Origin of the sequence: Flavobacterium tagetis (genome assembly GCF_016735615.1) — a bacterium.
GTDB classification, from domain to species: Bacteria; Bacteroidota; Bacteroidia; order Flavobacteriales; family Flavobacteriaceae; genus Flavobacterium; species Flavobacterium tagetis.
Genome location: NZ_JAERSF010000006.1, coordinates 85,361 through 102,442, shown reverse-complemented (window position 1 = coordinate 102,442; position 17,082 = coordinate 85,361). Strand labels below are relative to the sequence as shown.

Here is a 17,082-nt window from a genome sequence, read left to right as displayed (position 1 = left end):
ATTTTACGGATTAAAGCTGAGGCGGAAGCAGATTATCTAAATCTGAAAGGCGGTAGAACTTAAGATCATTCAATTTCATGTATTTACAAATGAATTCTAAGGTTTCTATTTTGGTCTGATAATTTTCAGTTATTTCCTTAACTGGTTTATGGCCACATAAAATTAGGATCTTATTATTCTTTTTGGCAAAATCTAATAATTCAAGCAAATAAGGAATGCTGAAATGAACGTGACTGTTGTCAATATCAAATGCAAATACAATTTTAGAATTATTAAAATAGCTATCCTGTTTTTCTGGAATTTCGCCTCCAAATGCTCTTCCTCTTATGATTTTGAATAAAGGAGATAAAGCCTGATCTAAAGAATCTGATCGTTCTCCGTATGGATACGCAAAAGAAGTAACGTTGAAAGCTTTCTTTTTCATGGAAATAATCATAGGATCAATTTCTTGCTTCATGTATTCCTTAACACTATATTTTTGGGTAAACTTAACTGCATTGTAATGATGATAGCCGTGTCCAGCTATCTCATGACCATATTTTTGCATTTCTAAAAGTGTTTTAATTTCTGGAGCTCCAATAGAATCAATTCGGCAGACATTAAATGTGGCTTTCCAAGAATATTTTCGCAAAGCTTGATCTGCTTCAGACCATTCGTCGACATAAGCATCATCAAAAGATAAAATGACACCGGCTTTATATGCTGGTTTTGTGACAGGTTTCGGTTTTTTATTTTCACATGAAAATAAGGATAAGAGCAATAAAAATAATACCGTTTTTGTAAAAAGTATTCTCATTGATTTCATATTTCTAGTGAATTAACTTGGAATGTAATCTATATCAAATATAAAGAATATTCTGAATAACCGTTCATGGCTTTTCCAAACAACTACAAAAAAAACAGAGAGATGAAGTGTATAAAGAAGTCGTTTTTATTAAATTTAATATTAAACATTCGATAGAAAAATGAAAGCAATAAACATCAAGAGGATTTACAATCACAAGGAAAATGACGGCACGTATCATATACTGATAGATCGTTTATGGCCGCGCGGAATAAAGAAGACGGATTTATCAATTGATGAATGGAACAAAGAAATTGCGCCTTCGCCTCAATTGCGTTTGTGGTTTGATCATAAAAAAGAGCGTTTTGAAGAATTTTCTAAATTATATATCGAAGAGTTAAAATCAAAAAAAGAAGAAGTGGAGCGTCTAAGAAAGATTGCTGAGAAACAGTCATTGACTTTATTGTATGGAGCAAAAGATCTAGAAATAAATCATGCCGTCGTACTAAAAGAGTTTTTATTAAATGTTTAAAAGTTATCTTCTAAAAAATGCTACTCGTTTTTCAAATCTTCCATGATGGCTGATCGAAATATCCTGAAGCGTATTGTCAGTTTTTAAGTATGGAATTCCGTTTTCGTCTTTTATAATTTCTTTATTTTCAACTTCAATTACATTATTGATGTTTTTTGGATCATCCACTGCGATCGTATGAATACTTTCTAAAGAAAATATAGTTTTAGAATAATATACATTTTCATTGCAACTGACTTTTCCAAAAGCCAAATTAGCGTTTAAAGAATCCAATAAACAAGAAAGCTTTTTGGGGCTGAATTCTCTTATTTTGGTTTGGCGGTTGTAAATTTTATAAGCCGCCTCTTTCATGCTCCATAAAAGCCATACCATAATTTCAGGGTTGTCAAAATCTTTAATATACCGCTGTTCTTCGACAGTAAAAAGCTTCTCTATAAAACCTTTGCGCTGCCAACGGCTTTCTATGCGTGACTGCGCAAGATCTATAATGTCGTTTCCAATCATTTTTCGGCTAGTTTAGTTTCGATGATTTCAACAGCAGTTTTTACATCAAGCATGCGTTCCATATCGGCATTGTCGATTACAACATCAAAGTTTTCTTCAATGTCTAGTACAATATCAACCAGATTGGCCGAATTGATATTCAGATCTTTAATAAAATCTGTTTCTTCGGTAAGGTTTTCAAATGCTTCTGTGTTAGTTGCAAAAGGCTTAATAATTACTCTTAATCTTGCGATAAGTTCTTGTCTGTCCATGTTAGTTTTCAAATTTTTTAAATAATATACATGCATTTACATCGCCAAAACCAAAACTGGCTTTTGCAATTATTTTTGGGTTGAATTTAATAGTTTCTAAAAGCACTTTTGAAGGATCAATTAGCGCCACAATTTCAGAATGAAGATCAGAACAGTTTATATTTCCAAACAAAAATCCTTCGTGAAGTTGCAATACCGAAGCAACACTTTCGATACTTCCAGAAGCACTTAAACAATGGCCCGTTAAGCTTTTTAAAGAATTAATATACGGAAAATCAGCACCATTTCTCTCCAATGCTTTTGTCCAATTTTCAATTTCAAGACTGTCTTTTGTTGTAGCTGTCAAATGCCCATTTATGGCATCAATTTCATTTGGATTAATTCCTGTATTTTCAATAGCCGTTTTAATGCATCTTTGCACTGCTGCGCTATTGGGAGCCGTCATAGTCCCGCCGTCTCTTTGTCCGCCTGAATTGACATTTCCACCTAATATTTCGGCATAAATTACAGCTCCACGTTCTAAAGCTGTTTCCAAGTCTTCAATAACAAAAGCACCAGCACCGCTACCAGGAACGAATCCTGCTGCTGAAGCGCTCATTGGTCTTGAGCCTTCTTCTGGTTTGTCATTAAATTTTGAGGAACAAACACGAAGAGCATCAAAACCTCCCCAAATATAAGGTCCGCTATCAGAAGTACTGCCTGCAAGAATTCGTTTTGCTTGTCCAGATTGTATTCGGTCATAAGCCATCAAAATAGCTTCGGCTCCAGTTGTACAAGCCGAAGAATTGGTTGTAACTTGATTTCCCAATCCGATTTTACCTCCAAGATAGGCGCTCACTCCGCTGTTCATGGTTTGTGCAACAACAGTACTTCCTAATCTTCGGACTTGCAGTTCATCAATTTTATAAATGCTTTCGCGAAATTTATCTATTCCAGAAGTGCCAGCTCCAAAAATGGCGCCACTGTCCCAATCTGGATTTTCATTAAATGGCAATCCTGCATTATGCCAAGCTTCTAAACCCGCAATAACGCCATATAAAATTCCTGTACTATTAAATCCGCGAAGCTCGAGTTCTGTAAAATACTGCAATTTCATTTCCTCAGATATTTGAGGCTGACCCGCGATCTGACAAGAAAATTGCAATTCTTCCAACTGAGCATCATGTCGAATACCCGAAATGCTATTTTGCAGTGCATGGCTAAATGCAGGAATTCCGACACCATTTGGAGCTGTTACTCCAAGACCAGTTATTACAATTCGTTTTTTCATAATCTTTTAGTTATCATTCCTGCTAATACGCCTCTGCAAACTTCTTGTCCAGCTTCATTTTTCATTACGGCATTGCATTTTAATTTTCCAAAACGAAAGAACAATTTCTCAGAAGTTACCGTCACTTTTTCATTTGGGTAAACTGGTTTTAAAAATTCCATATCTGCAGAAGTAAAAGCGATTACGGTGTTTTCTCCTAATTCATTTCCTAAAAGAAATATTCCCAAACAAACCATTCCAATCTGAGCCATCGTTTCGGTCAAAATTACACCTGGAGTTACAGGATTATCTTTAAAATGTCCTTTGTAAAAGTCAAGATTTTCTTTGAAGGTATAAGTTCCTGTGATACCTTTTTCGTCAGCATGGAGCAATTCATCAACAAACAAAAAAGGTTCGCTGTACGGAAGTTGGGCTATTATTTCATTTAATTTCATAAACTTTCAAATTACCATTGCAATAAAACTCTTTGTGCCGAAAATCCAGGGCCAAAACTTAGCATTAAACCTTTTTCTCCTTTTTTCGGATTTCGGTTCATTATATTTTCTAAAACGTATAAAACGGTAGCACTTGACATGTTGCCATATTCTCGGAGAACTTCTTTTGTATCATCAATATTCTTTTCCAATCCCGCAAAAAGCGATTCGACAGTTGTGACGATTTTCTTTCCACCCGGATGAAATATCATATGATCAATATCTTTTATTTCAAGATTATTCTGTTTTAAAAACGGATGGATAATATCTTCAAAATGCGAAGCAATCGTATCAGGAACTTCAATATCGAGAACCATTTGCAAGCCGCCATTAGTGAGTTTGAAACCCATCATATGTTCTGCATCGTAAAAATGATACATCTGCTCATCGAGAATTTCAGGGCCAGTATCTCCTTCTTTTGATGATAATAAACAGCAGGCAGCGCCATCGCCAAAAATAGCTGCGCTGACGATATTTGGCATTGAGAAATCATTCAGCTGAAAAGTTGCCGTCGGCGATTCTACGGCTATTACAGCTGCACGTTTTCCTGGATTTGATTTGAGGAAATTCTTTGCGTAAATGATTCCAGAGATTCCCGCGGCGCAACCCATTTCGGTTACAGGAAGACGAACGATGTCCTGTCTCAATTTCATTTTATTAATTAGATAAGCGTCAAGCGAAGGAATCATAATTCCAGTACAGCTTACGGTGATAATGTAATCTAAACTCTGCGGATCCCAGCCTGTTTTTTCTAATGCTTTTTCTAAAACCTGATATCCTAAAACAATCATTTCACGACTGTAAATATCATTTTTTTCTTCGAATGAAGTAGCGGTAAAAACCTCTGAAGGTTCCATGATGGAATAACGTTTGTCAACAGAAGCACCTTCGAATATCTTTTTTACTTTTTTGATAAAACGTTCTTCCTGACCTTCAAGCCATACATCGACAAGCGGAAGTATTTCTTCTGTGGTTCTTGAATATTGCGGAAGCTGCTTAACAGCTGTAATTATCTTTACACTCATATTTTTGTAATTATCCACTGGTAGCGAAATGCCCATTTCCAGTTTATGGAATAGTTTTTTAAGTTTAATTTTTGCGACAAGTTCTCTAATTCCTTTTTTTTGAACCCTTTCAAAATCGAAATCAATCCGTCGTTTCGAGACATATTGTTGAGATTAAAAACAAAACCAATCAGTTCGAATAATCGGTAAGCCAATTTGCTTCTATGAAGATCATTTACAACAATGCCTATTGAAGCATTTTTGTTTAAAGTATTCATGACATCGGCTATTTGATTGCTTGTAAAATGATGCAGTGTAAGCGTGCATAAGACAATATCGTATTTTAGCTGATTGAATTCTTCACTAAAAATATCCATACATAGATATTTAATGTTTGAAAAATCTTTAGATAGTTTTCGGGCATAATCAATCGTAAAAGCATTTGCATCAATACCAATTAATTTAAAATTTAGATTTTGTTTTTTGCCATATTTAGCAAGCATTCTTAACATATCTCCGTTACCGCAACCTATGTCTGCAACGGTAATCGTTTTGGAAGTATCAGCCTTTTTTAAAAGCTCTTTAATGCCGTGAAGCGTGAGTTTGTTTCCGCCAAGCAATTGATTAATAGAAGCAATTTGATCTAAAGCACCAATAAGTTCTTCGCCTTCAAGCGAAAAATCGTCCATTATTTCAATTTCTTCGGTTCTATATTTGGTGTTTACACTCATTTATTCAACTGTTACGGGGCGTCCATGTGTTTGTTTTACAATAAGAGAAAGCAATGACGGAACTGAAGCGGCTACAGTTGTCATTGCGTGTGTAAAATTTTTATAGGTCAGCGCTTTGGCTAATATTCGTCCAAAGAATAATCTTTTACTAAAATGCTTTTTCCATTCCTGAATATACTTTTTCTCCAATTCATTTCTGGATTCTATTTTTCCATAATAGAAATCCAATACCAATTCGGAAGCTATTTTGGCACTATGAATGGCCATTGCCATGCCGTTGCCACACATTGGGTGAATTAATCCTGCAGTATCTCCAATCATTAAAAGATGGTTTTCTACAGGTTCTTTTCTGTCAAATGAAATTTGGCTTATGGTTAAAGGTTTTTCAAATAAGGAAGTGCTGTTTTCAAAAACAGCTTTTAGCTTTTTATTTTTATAAAGTACTGATTTCTGATACTCTTCAATATTTTTATATTTTTTAAAAGTTTCAAAATCGGCTAGATAACAAATATTTACAATGTCGTTTTCTACTTTTGAAACACCGCAATAACCGCCTTGAAAATTGTATAAAGCGACAAGTTTTTCATCAAAATTTCCAGAATAATGTCCTTTAACGGCTAACCATGGTGATTTCTTAGAAATAAAATCTCTTTCCAAAACCTGATCAATATTAGATCTTTTGCCATAAGCGCCCAGAACTATTTTTGCAGAAAGCGTTTCTTCGGAAGTTGTTATAGTAAAAATGTCGTTTTCAAAAGAAATATTGGTAACTGTTTCTGCTATAATCGAACAGCCGTTTTCTGCTGCTTTTTGAAATAGAAAATGATCCAATTCGTAACGGCTGATTCCGAAACCGCCCAACGGAAGTTTTGTTTTTGCCGTTTTACCGTTTTGAGCTGTAAATTCAAAATTAGAAATGCTTGTGGGATGCAGTTTTGAAACATCAACACCAAGCCATAGCAAGTACGGAAGAATTTCATTTGAAATATATTCTCCGCAGACTTTATGTTTTGGATAGGTGTTTTTTTCGATAAGAACAACCTTCAATCCTTTTTTGGATAAGTGTAAAGCGCCTGCAAGACCTGCAAGACCGCCTCCAATAATAAGTACATCGGGATTTGTTCTCATACTACCAATTTAGTCATAATTCTTACACGAACTTTACTTAATTTGATAATAAATTAACAAAATTTCAACCTTTGTCTTAAAAGATAAAGATCGTTTTTATTAGGGAAAAAGAGAATAAGAAATTCATTTAAAAGATAATCTTTATTTTTGCCGAAAATTAGCAGCATTTACCAATGACAATACAAGATTTAGTAGGCACCTTTTCTGTTTCGGGAAGCAATCAGGACGACAGTAATGACATTACATACAAAGGTGTTTTGACTTTAACGTTGGATAAAAATAACAGAATTAAAGCAAATTGGGTTATCAACTCGCATCAGCAAAAAGGAACAGGCTTTTTTAAAGATAATATTCTGGTAATTAATTTTAATTATAAAGGAGACGACAATAAAATTTATAAAGGTGTTGTAGTTTACAAATGTATCACTAAAGATGTTTTAGACGGATTCTGGTCTGAGAAACATGGAAATCCGCTTTATCTTGGTAGTGAACATTGTTTGAGAGTTGAAACTACGGAAAGATTAAATTAGAATAGAAACAGCGCAAAACTTAAAATGTTTGCGCTGTTTTTTTTTGCCACAGATTAAAGGATTTTCACTGATTTAAATCTGCATAATCTGCATAATCTGCGTGAAAAAATTATTCTCTTAGGTTTTGCAGAAACTATCTCAATTGCCTGCAGAATTAAGTTAAGCTGGATTTGCAACAGTTTTAAATTTTTTGTTGTAAAGAATAATAAAACCAACCCATATTAATAGTAAAATTGCAATTAAAGTAAGTTCTGTTTCATGCAAGCCATCGCGGAAGAAATTGTTTAGCGAATGTACTCCTGCCACAGCCAGTAATGATCCTGTAGAAGAATATACTTTTCCTATTCCCCAAGTTCCGAAGAAAATGATTCCAAGGAAAATCATGTTGCTTAGCGTGGTTTCTAAATTTAAATGCCAAGCAAACCAAAGGACAGTAATAATTAATATAGAAGTAAATTTAGGAAGCGATTTTAATTGTTCTTGTAAAAATCCTCGCCAGCCGATTTCTTCCAAAAGTCCGTAGGTTAAAACAGTAAACATTAATAAAATTGGGAATTTGCCAATAGTTACATAATAAACGCCAGCAATTAAAACGGCAGGAAGCAACCAATATACGGCAAAAGGAACAATTGCGTTTTTGTATATTCCTTTTAATGACATCGGGTTATGAAGCGAGAATATTTTTATTGCCGCTAAAGCTCCTAAAGCTGGACCAACGCCACGAAGCAAAATCACTAAATACGGATTTTCTATTTCAGATAATAAATTGGTTTTTACAGCTGCATATCTGCAGATTACTGCGATTACATAAAAAACTATAATTGCTCCAAAGTTGATTTTATTTTTCATCGTTTTAAATTTGTTTGGTTTAGTGAAGCAAACTTATGGCGCATAAATGAAAATAAAATTGACTTTGGGTAAGAAATCATTTTTCCATGACTCTTTTTCGAATTCGGCTTAAACTTTCGGCTGTTAATCCGAGATAAGAAGCAATGATTTTTAAAGGTGTTCTCTGAAAAATTTCTGGTCGCCCTTCTATAAGTTTCAAATAGCGTTCTTGAGGAGAAAGCGTCAAAAGATTAATCTGTTCTTGTTGTTTGCGCACGTAGAGCATTTCAGAAATGGCTTTTCCAATTCGCAAGCCTGTTTCAGATCTTTGGTACAATTCATTTAAATCTTGATGAGAAATAGACCAAAGCGTTACATCTTCTAAAGCTTCAGTTTTAATAACTGACGGCTGCTGATTTAAAAAAGACATATAATCACTTATAAAACTGTTTTCGTAAAGTAGATTGATGCAAATGTCTCTCTTTCCGTCCCAAACAAATAAACCCGCAGATCCTTTGATGATGATGTTGAGATATTTTTCGACACCGTGATAATCTTTTATGATTTCAGACTTGTTAAATTCACGTATTTTAATTTTCTCCGAAAATCCTTTCCAGATATTCATATCAGCAGAAAAATAATTTTCGAAAACTCTCTTTACCTCTTCGGGAGACGGACTTTGTGGCATTTTATTAAATTATGAGTTTGGAACGCCAATATAGGTTTTATCTTTCAAAATAAAAACAGCTCCTTTAACCAAAATCTACTTCAAACAAGGCAATTGTAAAACGTTCGCATTCAAAGGCTGTTCAATTTTTCTTTCTAATTTTTCTGAATTTACTGTGATATAAATTTCCATAGAACCTGTTCCGACTTTTAAGCCCAAAATATGACCACCGTACGCATCAAATTTGTCATCGGTTGCCACGCCGTGCATGTGTATCGAAGGTTTGTCTCCGTTCCAGGCAATAGATCCTGTAATACTTCCCATTTCGACTTTATTGAAAGTTTTGGGATGAAACTTCTTTTCGCCAAAATCATAAAAACCGAAAGTGGCTTCTTGTGCAAAACCAATTCCAGTAAAATTGGCAGAAGGTATTTTTTGTTCTTTTGCAAGATTTTCAATTAGTTCCAAAACATTATCGCCTTCGCGAAGAACCATCAGAAATCCATAATTGGTTTTGGTATAACGGCATTTTTCAGCGTCTTTTTGTTGTGCATTTGTGGCATTAAAAATTAGTAAAAGCACTAACGCAATTTGGATTTTAAGGATTTTAATATTCATAATTTTTTAAATTAAAGAATTAGGCTGTAGTTCATTATCATATTTTTCAGGATCTGAAGCAGCATATTCGTTTTCTGGCTCTGGAATTACATGAATTTTAGAATCGCTTATAGAGATAACTGCCGAACAGACGTAAATCCCAATTTTTCCTTCATTGTATTTGAAATCTAGTAAAGTCAGTTTGACAATGTCGTTAATCGAAAGCTCATAGTAATTTCCATAACGGATAATCTTAAAAGAGATCTGTTTTTCTTCGCTGATTTCAAATTGATTGGTCTGAATGTTTTCAAAAATAAAATTATTCTTCACATCCTTTTCATTAAATCCCCAAGCTCTAAATTGGACAAAACCATTCATAAAATCAATCGAAATGTAATATCCTGTGCCTTCTTTATCACATTCAATTACAAAACCCGTTTTTCCCATTCCTTCAACAGACAATGTTCCTTCCCATACAAAATCGTTAGAAGGTTTTTCGAAACCATAAATTTCGTAACCGCTTCGGCATCCAAAACGCCATTTGCTTTCGTTTTCCAAAACAAATTCTGCAGTTGGATTTCCTAGAATCGGCAAGGGGTGAGGAAGGTCTTTTTGAAGAATCGTTTTCTGATACAGTTTTTCCCAATAGTAATAACTTTTCAGCAAAAGTCTTCCGCTTTTATCAACATCCAATTCTTTTGGTGGCGGAATTACGCGGTGTGTATTAACATTTCCGTCTGCAAAATAGAAATTGTAAACCAAGAAGTGTTTCCCATCTTTAACCACTCTGGCAGCATAGTTTCCTTGTGGCATCAGTACGTTATTGTGAAATGCAGAATATTCTCCTCTAAATTCTGGCGAAGACCAATAACGAATTTTAATATCTTCTCTAATGGATCCTAAAAGATAATGGGTTCCTTTAATTTCAAAAACACAAGGACATTCCACATCATCATAAACATACGGAATATGAAGCGGTTTTTGAAGCACAAAACCTTCTTTTTCTCTTTTTGCAACACCAATACAGCCTCTGCGATATGTTGGTCCAGAGGCGCTTCGGGCGCAGATTAACAGATAATCTTCGCCTTTGTATTGGTATTTAAAAGGATCACGAAAACTAATCCATTGCCTTGGATTGTTGTTTGGACCTTCATAATGTGGAGCTTCGCTTTTAAAAGGAAGTCCGTATAGGTTTTCTTTTTTCCAAGTAATTAAATCGGCAGAAATGGCTCTTCCAACTTTTTGTTCAATTCCTTTATCCTGACGTTTCAAGCCAGTGTAATACATTTCATAACCTTCACCATCCGATTTTTTGCTAATATGCATCGTCCATAACATATCGTCGTCCCATTCTCCGGGATCGCCAACAAATAAGGCATTTTTTACTCGTTTCCACGAAAGACCATCTTTTGAGATCGCATGTGCTATATAATCGTGATTAGGAATAATTAAATGAAATAAATGATGAATTCCTTTTTCATCAATAAATACATCAACATCTCCAATTTCCCAGTTGCTAAATCCTGAACCTGAATACATTTTATTATTTATTTTAAACTGTTAGTATATTTTTTTTTGCCACGAATGGCACGAATTTTCACGAATTCTAAGTTGAAGAACTTTGTCAAAGTTTTAAACTTTGACAAAGTTGTCGTTGAACTATTTTTAAATTCGTGTAATTCGTGGCTTATTCTTTTTATTTAATGACTTTATAATGTTTTAAACCTTCCAAAATCCCTTCTGAAGCAGAATTTTTAGCGACATAAATGCTTTTTGTTGTTTCATAATCGGCAAGTTCTTCACTTCGATTTCCAACAATAATTCCTTTTACAGAACCTCTAAACATATCGACATCATTTCCAGAATCTCCTGCCGCAATTACATTGCTTAACGGAATAGACCATTTTCTGCACAAGAACTTAATCGCATTTCCTTTGGAAGCTCTTTTGGGAATAAAATCTAAAAACTGCCCATGACTCGGAATAATATTGACTTTATACCAGCCTGTTCCTAAAGCGGTAATTAGTTCATCATGATTGTACTGTTCTTTATCATAATAATACGAGATTTTATAAGGGTTTTGAGCTTCTTCTTCCTGAATTTTTATCCATTTAATGGCTTTTAATCTGTTTACGATATCTTCTCGTTTCCATCTTCCTGCAAGAAATTTTGCCCAACCTTTATCCAAAATATAATCCTTTCCATTGGTGTAATAAATCTCGGTTCCAACAGAACAAATAATAAAGTCGGGTAGGGGAAATTCTTCTTCGTCAATTACTTTTTTTACTAAATCCAAATTTCGTCCCGAAGCCATTGCAAAAGCCATTTTATCAGTTCGGTTAGTCAAATGTGTTTTTAATTCTTTCAGACCTGGATTGGCCAATTTGGGTTCAATTAATGTTCCGTCAATATCAGAAACCAATAAGTGATCGATCTTTCGTTTTAATCGGCTGATATTGATATTGGGATAATGCTGTTTTTTGATTCCAGTTGAAGAAACCGACAAATTCTCATTGATCAAATCGACGTATTGATTGACGTGACTGACCCAACTATAATATTTCTGGATATTAATGGCACCATTATTTGAGTAATATTTCCATTGATTTTCATCGGTTAAAATATTTCGAAGTGCTTTTTTGATCTGACTTTCTTCTTGCGGATTCACCAATTCTCCGTTTTGGCAAACAGGAATAATTTCTGAAGGGCCACCGTTTTTGGTCACTACAACAGGAAGTCCAGAACTAGCCGATTCTATAACGGTTAAACCGAAATTTTCATGTAAAGCTAAATTGACAAAAACACCTCTTTTTTCTGCGGCATAACGATAGATAATCGAAACTTCATTTTCAACATCATGTTTCTTCGGAATTGCCATTTTTCCGTACAAATCGTATTTATCCATTAAAAGAAGCAAATCGGTTAAAACGTTTTTCTCCGATTCTGGCATTTTGGCAATGTCTTTTCGAATTCCAGCAAAAATGACCAGATTGGCTATGCTTTGCAGTTCTTTGTCTTTTCCGTAAACTTCAATTAGAGTATTTAAGTTTTTGTGGCGGTCAGGTCTCGAAAGCGCCAGAATAATAGGCTTATGGGGATTGGTTAGAAATTTAGAAATAGATTCGGCAACCCAATATTTTCGCTGAGCTTCTTCCATATGTTTATCAGAATCATTTTCCTGATAATAATAAGGAACAAATTTTCGGGTATCTATTCCGGGAGAAATGGCGTGGTATTTTCCTAATTCGAAGTTTTTATAGGCCTTGTAGGTTTCAATTTCTTGTTCGGTCGAAGTGACAATAAATTCTGCGAGTTCTAAGGTTCTTTCTTCTGCAGAAATTCTGGCTTTAAACTTAAATTTTTTCTCAAGTTCTTCTTCTGTTTCACCGCTTTCAATTAGTTTTTTCTTTTTGTAAAATCCTAAAGAATGTCCTGTGTGTGCAAAAGGAATATTTAAAACGGCAGATAATTCGGCTGCGGCATATCCCGCATCTGCATAATGGGAGTGAATCCAATCAGGAAAAATATTATGCTGTTTAATGTGCTGCATCGCACCATTTACAAAAGTATCAAGACCTTCCCAAAGCTGTTCTTTTGGTTTGTATTTTTTTCCTAGAAACGGTATTCGCCTAATATCCAATTTATCATTTATAATTTCTACAGGCACTGAATATTCTGGAGAAAGAGCGGGATCGTCTATTAATCTGGTAAAAAGATGAACGTGTTCGACATCTTCATGCTGGGATAAAAATTCGGCTAATTCGTATATGTATTTGGTCTGGCCTCCATTGTCTGCATCTCGCCCTATTTCTAGACCAGAACCTTTTAAAAGTCCGTGTATATTGATAAGTGAAATTCGTAATTTTTTCATCATTCTTCCTTAAATTATTTGAAATCACAAGTTACTGCGCCCATATAGATTAGGAAGAAATAATTTCATTTAAAATTTACATATTTCCCATGTTTGAAAGCAAAAAGCAATGATTTAAGTATAAAAAAAGCCTGATTTTTAAAATCAGGCTTCACAAATGATTTATTATATGTGTTGTAAACCCGACAGGTTTTAAAAACTTGTCGGGTTTGACTATTCTATCTACAAGAATATTAATTTTTATTAATCAGATTTTCGATATCAGTTATACGAATATCAGGATTTCCGCCTGTAGATCCAGCTACCAAAGCTCCTGTTGCGCAAGCAAAATTTAAAGCTTCTTGTGGTTGTCTTCCGTTTAGAAGCGAAGTGACTAAAGCTCCTAAAAAAGAATCGCCAGCACCAACAGTATCTTCGACTTTTACAGTGTAGCCTTCATTTTCGTAAAGATGTTTATCCCATAATAATAGCGCACCATCTTTTCCTCTTGTAACGCAAATTGCTGTAGCATTGCTCAAAGAGCATATAAAATTCATGTTTTCTTCTAATGTAGTATAAGGAGAATTGAAAGCGGCACTGATCTCCATAATCTCCTCATCATTAAATTTGATGAAATTGGCAGACTGCATTAAATGCTGTAAAGTTTCATAATCGTAGTGTGGTTTTCGAAGATTAACATCAAAAACTTTATAGGTATGTGTGTTGAGCAATTCTTCTAAAGCTTTTCTCGAAACGTCATCACGGCAAACTAGACTTCCATATATTAAAACATCTGAGCTAACAACCAGTTCTCTCGTTTCTTCGTTTAAGATAATTTTGTCCCAAGCAGAAGGATAAAGAATTTCATAAGTAGCCGATTTTGTATCGTCTAAAGTTACGTTTACCAATCCTGTTGGGAAGTCATCAGATTTTAAAATGGTATTGGTGTCTAAGCCTAATTTTTGGACTTCATTAATGATCGCTTCTCCGTCTGCATCATTTCCTACACAGCTAATCATATTAGAATCTACGCCCAAAGCTTTCATGCGAAGAGCTACATTTAGAGGTGCGCCACCAATTTTTTTCTCATTATCAAAAATGTCCCAAAGTACTTCTCCGAAAGCGACAGCTTTTAGTTTTTTGTCGTTATTCATTTTAATTTTCTCTTATTTAATATTAAAATCGGGCTGTTAAGAGTTTTAACCTGATTTTATAAAAATAGAAAACAATAACGGTTTATGCAACCTGTTTTATTTTTGAAAAATGTTGATTTACTTATAAATAACTGAAAACTAGTAAGAAAAACACTTAAAAAATATATTTTAAATTTATTTAAAGTAAGGTTTTTTGAATCAAGCAGTAAATGCGTTTCCAGTTTTAATTCCTACTGATTTTTACAGAAAACGTTTTCGAGATTTTCTTTTTAATTATTTTTTAAGAAAGTTTTAATCTTTCGCTAAGAAGTCAGATCTCGTTTATATATTTGTATCCAGTCTAAATAAGGATAAATCACTAATTTTATATGAAAACAATTTTCAAAACACTTAAAGACAATGTTTTATGTCGAGTGTTTACAGCCTTTTTGATCCTTTTCTTTTGTTCAGAAACGGCTTTTTCTCAATCAACTGTAGGTACAATTTCGGGTAAAGCTGTTGTTAAAGACGGAAATTATTTACAAGGTGCAACAGTTAAAATTTCAGAATTAAATAAAACTACAACTACTGATTCTGATGGTACTTACCAATTAAAAAATATCCCTTTCGGAACTTATTTAGTTGAAATAAAATTAAATGGTTACGAATCTTCTCCAGCTTCGGTAATTATTGATCAAAACAATACGGAAGTTACGCTTGATTTTGAACTGACTTATACTTCGCAAAAATTAGAAGAAGTGATTGTAAGTTCTGGAGGAAATCGATTTGCGAGAAAAGAAAGTGAAGAGGTTTCTAAAATGAAACTGAAAAATATGGAAAACCCGCAGGTTTACACTATCGTAAGCAAGGAATTGATGAAAGAACAAGTTATTACAGATTATAATAGCGCTTTTAAAAATGTTCCTGGAGCAGGTATTGCCGAAGTAAGAAATCAAGGAAGAACAACTAACATTTCTAGAGGATTTGCTACACCGCAATTGGTTAGAAATGGTGTCGGAAGTTTTACCTATAACTCAATTGATCCTTCAAATTTAGAGCGTATTGAGGTAATCAAAGGACCATCGGCAACTTTATTTGGAAGTACAATTTCTTCTTTTGGAGGATTGTTTAACAGGGTAACCAAAAAGCCTTTTAATTTCTTTAAAGGTGAAGTGTCTTTTTCAGCTGGTGATTGGGATTTGAATCGTTTAACGGCTGATATCAATACACCTCTTAATGAAGATAAAACAGCTCTTTTTAGAATCAATACAGCATTGCATAGCGAAAGAAGTTTTCAGGATGCGGGTTTTAATAAAAGCTTTTTTATTGCGCCAAGTTTTTCTTATGAAGTAAACGAGAGATTAACTTTATTGATTGATGCTGAATTTAGTGCTTCAAAAGGAACTTCGCCAACGCGATTAGCACCGTATACAAAAGCAGATGCTACAGCTCATAGCATAGAAGAATTAGGAATTCCGTACAATCTTTCTTTTGCTAATAATACTGTAAATTATACGGGGCAGCAATATAATATTTTTGCGCAATTGAAATATAAAATTTCAGACGAATGGACTTCACAAACGATAGTTTCGCGTACAAGATCTTCATCAGAAGGTTATGTTGTGGCTTTGACAATGTTGAGTAATGAAACTTTGAGGCAGCAAGTTACCAATCAAGATTATCCTTATTATGGAACTGATATTCAGCAAAACTTCAACGGAGATTTTAAAATTGGAAAATTGCGTAATAGAGTAGTGGCTGGATTAGATTTTTACAGTCTTCGTGCGACACGTAACGATGCAACAGTAAACATGCCAGCAATTAATTTTAGAAAACCCGGCGATGCTTACAACAATTTTACTCTAAACAAAATTGAGCCTTTATTTGCAAATGCTACTTACACAAATTTGGTGTCAAACAACGAAAGAACCTATAGTGCTTACGTGTCTGATGTATTGAATGTTACCGATAGATTATTGGTAATGGGAGGTGTTAGAGCTGATCGTTATATTAACAAAGGAGTATATTACCCAAGCCGTGATTCTATTGCAGGAAATTACAATCAGACGGCATTTTCTCCTAGATTTGGAGCAGTTTACCAAGTGGTTAAAGATAAAGTTTCAGTTTTTGGAAATTATATGAACGGATTCAACAATGTTGGCGGATCTGATTTCTATGGAAATACTTTTAAGCCAAATCAAGCGAATCAGTTAGAAGGTGGGGTTAAACTTGACTTCAACAAAATTAGTGCAACTTTTAGCTATTATGATATAAAAGTAACCAATGTGACTCGTGATGATCCAGATCACTTAAACTTCCAGATTCAAGACGGAACGCAATTGAGTAAAGGTTTTGAAGCCGAATTAATTGCAAATCCGATTAGAGGTTTAAACATTGTGGCTGGTTATACGTATAATGACAGTAAATACACAAAAGCTAATCCAAGCATTAACGGTTTGCGACCTACAACAGCAGGTTCGCCTACAACTGCCAATCTTTGGGCAAGTTATAGATTGACAGAAGGCGCAGCTTCTGGTCTTGGATTTGGTTTTGGAGGAATTTATGGAAGTGAATATTATCAAACGAATACTTCTACATTTAAATTCAGCATTCCTTCTTACACCGTTTTAGACGCTTCTGTTTTTTATGACAGACCAAAATTTAGATTAGGATTAAAAGTTGACAATCTTACCAACGAAAAATACTGGTCATATCGTTTAGCGGCTCAAAACCCAACGAGAGTTACCGGAAATATTACGTTTAAATTCTAAGAATTCAATTCGGGATTTAAAATGATATT

Annotated in this window: 17 protein-coding genes; 3 read left to right on the top strand and 14 right to left on the bottom strand. The window is 34.2% G+C overall.

Annotation, left to right across the window (positions count from 1 at the left end; all coding sequences use genetic code 11):
• Positions 1–10 precede the first annotated feature (10 nt).
• Positions 11–796: a polysaccharide deacetylase family protein gene (locus JI750_RS21545; protein ID WP_202006470.1), complete on the bottom strand. Its 786-nt coding sequence runs from the start codon at positions 794–796 to the stop codon at positions 11–13.
• A 169-nt stretch (positions 797–965) separates the two neighbouring features.
• Between JI750_RS21545 and JI750_RS21540 the strand changes: the two genes are divergently transcribed.
• Positions 966–1,316 carry a DUF488 domain-containing protein gene (locus JI750_RS21540; RefSeq protein ID WP_202006469.1) on the top strand — a complete coding sequence of 117 codons (351 nt, stop codon included), beginning with the start codon at positions 966–968 and terminating at the stop codon, positions 1,314–1,316.
• 3 nt (positions 1,317–1,319) lie between these two features.
• Here JI750_RS21540 and JI750_RS21535 read toward each other — a convergent pair whose 3' ends face one another.
• From JI750_RS21535 to JI750_RS21505, 7 genes are read right to left on the bottom strand one after another with little or no spacing between them, the layout of a single operon-like run.
• Positions 1,320–1,820, bottom strand: a complete 501-nt coding sequence (locus JI750_RS21535; RefSeq protein WP_202006468.1) for a 4'-phosphopantetheinyl transferase superfamily protein — start codon at positions 1,818–1,820, stop codon at positions 1,320–1,322.
• Positions 1,817–2,071 (bottom strand): acyl carrier protein, encoded by a 255-nt coding sequence (locus tag JI750_RS21530; protein WP_202006467.1) that lies wholly within the window; start codon positions 2,069–2,071, stop codon positions 1,817–1,819. The genes JI750_RS21535 and JI750_RS21530 overlap by 4 nt, the downstream gene beginning before the upstream one ends.
• Before the next feature lies 1 nt (position 2,072).
• Positions 2,073–3,341 (bottom strand): beta-ketoacyl-[acyl-carrier-protein] synthase family protein, encoded by a 1,269-nt coding sequence (locus tag JI750_RS21525; protein ID WP_202006466.1) that lies wholly within the window; start codon positions 3,339–3,341, stop codon positions 2,073–2,075.
• Complete coding sequence (locus JI750_RS21520; RefSeq protein WP_202006465.1) at positions 3,338–3,775, bottom strand: 3-hydroxyacyl-ACP dehydratase FabZ family protein; 438 nt, start codon at positions 3,773–3,775, stop codon at positions 3,338–3,340. The genes JI750_RS21525 and JI750_RS21520 overlap by 4 nt, the downstream gene beginning before the upstream one ends.
• Before the next feature lie 11 nt (positions 3,776–3,786).
• Positions 3,787–4,839 (bottom strand): type III polyketide synthase, encoded by a 1,053-nt coding sequence (locus tag JI750_RS21515; protein WP_202006464.1) that lies wholly within the window; start codon positions 4,837–4,839, stop codon positions 3,787–3,789.
• Positions 4,836–5,549 carry a methyltransferase domain-containing protein gene (locus JI750_RS21510; RefSeq protein WP_202006463.1) on the bottom strand — a complete coding sequence of 238 codons (714 nt, stop codon included), beginning with the start codon at positions 5,547–5,549 and terminating at the stop codon, positions 4,836–4,838. The genes JI750_RS21515 and JI750_RS21510 overlap by 4 nt, the downstream gene beginning before the upstream one ends.
• A complete protein-coding gene (locus JI750_RS21505) occupies positions 5,550–6,677 on the bottom strand; it encodes an NAD(P)/FAD-dependent oxidoreductase (RefSeq protein WP_202006462.1) in 1,128 nt (375 codons plus the stop codon).
• Positions 6,678–6,850: 173 nt separating this feature from the next.
• Between JI750_RS21505 and JI750_RS21500 the strand changes: the two genes are divergently transcribed.
• Entirely contained in the window at positions 6,851–7,207 is a 357-nt protein-coding gene (locus JI750_RS21500; RefSeq protein WP_202006461.1) for a prenyltransferase/squalene oxidase repeat-containing protein, read from the top strand.
• 159 nt (positions 7,208–7,366) lie between these two features.
• Here JI750_RS21500 and JI750_RS21495 read toward each other — a convergent pair whose 3' ends face one another.
• The 6 genes from JI750_RS21495 to JI750_RS21470 all read right to left on the bottom strand — a co-directional run bounded on the left by JI750_RS21495 (position 7,367) and on the right by JI750_RS21470 (position 14,303).
• Positions 7,367–8,056, bottom strand: a complete 690-nt coding sequence (locus JI750_RS21495; RefSeq protein WP_202006460.1) for a CPBP family intramembrane glutamic endopeptidase — start codon at positions 8,054–8,056, stop codon at positions 7,367–7,369.
• Positions 8,057–8,132: 76 nt separating this feature from the next.
• Entirely contained in the window at positions 8,133–8,723 is a 591-nt protein-coding gene (locus JI750_RS21490; protein ID WP_202006459.1) for a Crp/Fnr family transcriptional regulator, read from the bottom strand.
• A 75-nt stretch (positions 8,724–8,798) separates the two neighbouring features.
• Positions 8,799–9,320: a PPC domain-containing DNA-binding protein gene (locus JI750_RS21485; RefSeq protein WP_202006458.1), complete on the bottom strand. Its 522-nt coding sequence runs from the start codon at positions 9,318–9,320 to the stop codon at positions 8,799–8,801.
• A gap of 6 nt (positions 9,321–9,326) precedes the next feature.
• On the bottom strand, positions 9,327–10,838 hold the full coding sequence (locus JI750_RS21480) for a glycoside hydrolase family protein (RefSeq protein WP_202006457.1): 1,512 nt from the start codon (positions 10,836–10,838) through the stop codon (positions 9,327–9,329).
• 157 nt (positions 10,839–10,995) lie between these two features.
• Positions 10,996–13,173: an HAD-IIB family hydrolase gene (locus JI750_RS21475; protein ID WP_202006456.1), complete on the bottom strand. Its 2,178-nt coding sequence runs from the start codon at positions 13,171–13,173 to the stop codon at positions 10,996–10,998.
• A 230-nt stretch (positions 13,174–13,403) separates the two neighbouring features.
• Positions 13,404–14,303 carry a carbohydrate kinase family protein gene (locus tag JI750_RS21470; protein WP_202006455.1) on the bottom strand — a complete coding sequence of 300 codons (900 nt, stop codon included), beginning with the start codon at positions 14,301–14,303 and terminating at the stop codon, positions 13,404–13,406.
• Between the two features lie 368 nt (positions 14,304–14,671).
• Between JI750_RS21470 and JI750_RS21465 the strand changes: the two genes are divergently transcribed.
• Positions 14,672–17,053 carry a TonB-dependent receptor gene (locus JI750_RS21465; protein ID WP_202006454.1) on the top strand — a complete coding sequence of 794 codons (2,382 nt, stop codon included), beginning with the start codon at positions 14,672–14,674 and terminating at the stop codon, positions 17,051–17,053.
• The last annotated feature ends 29 nt before the right edge of the window (positions 17,054–17,082 follow it).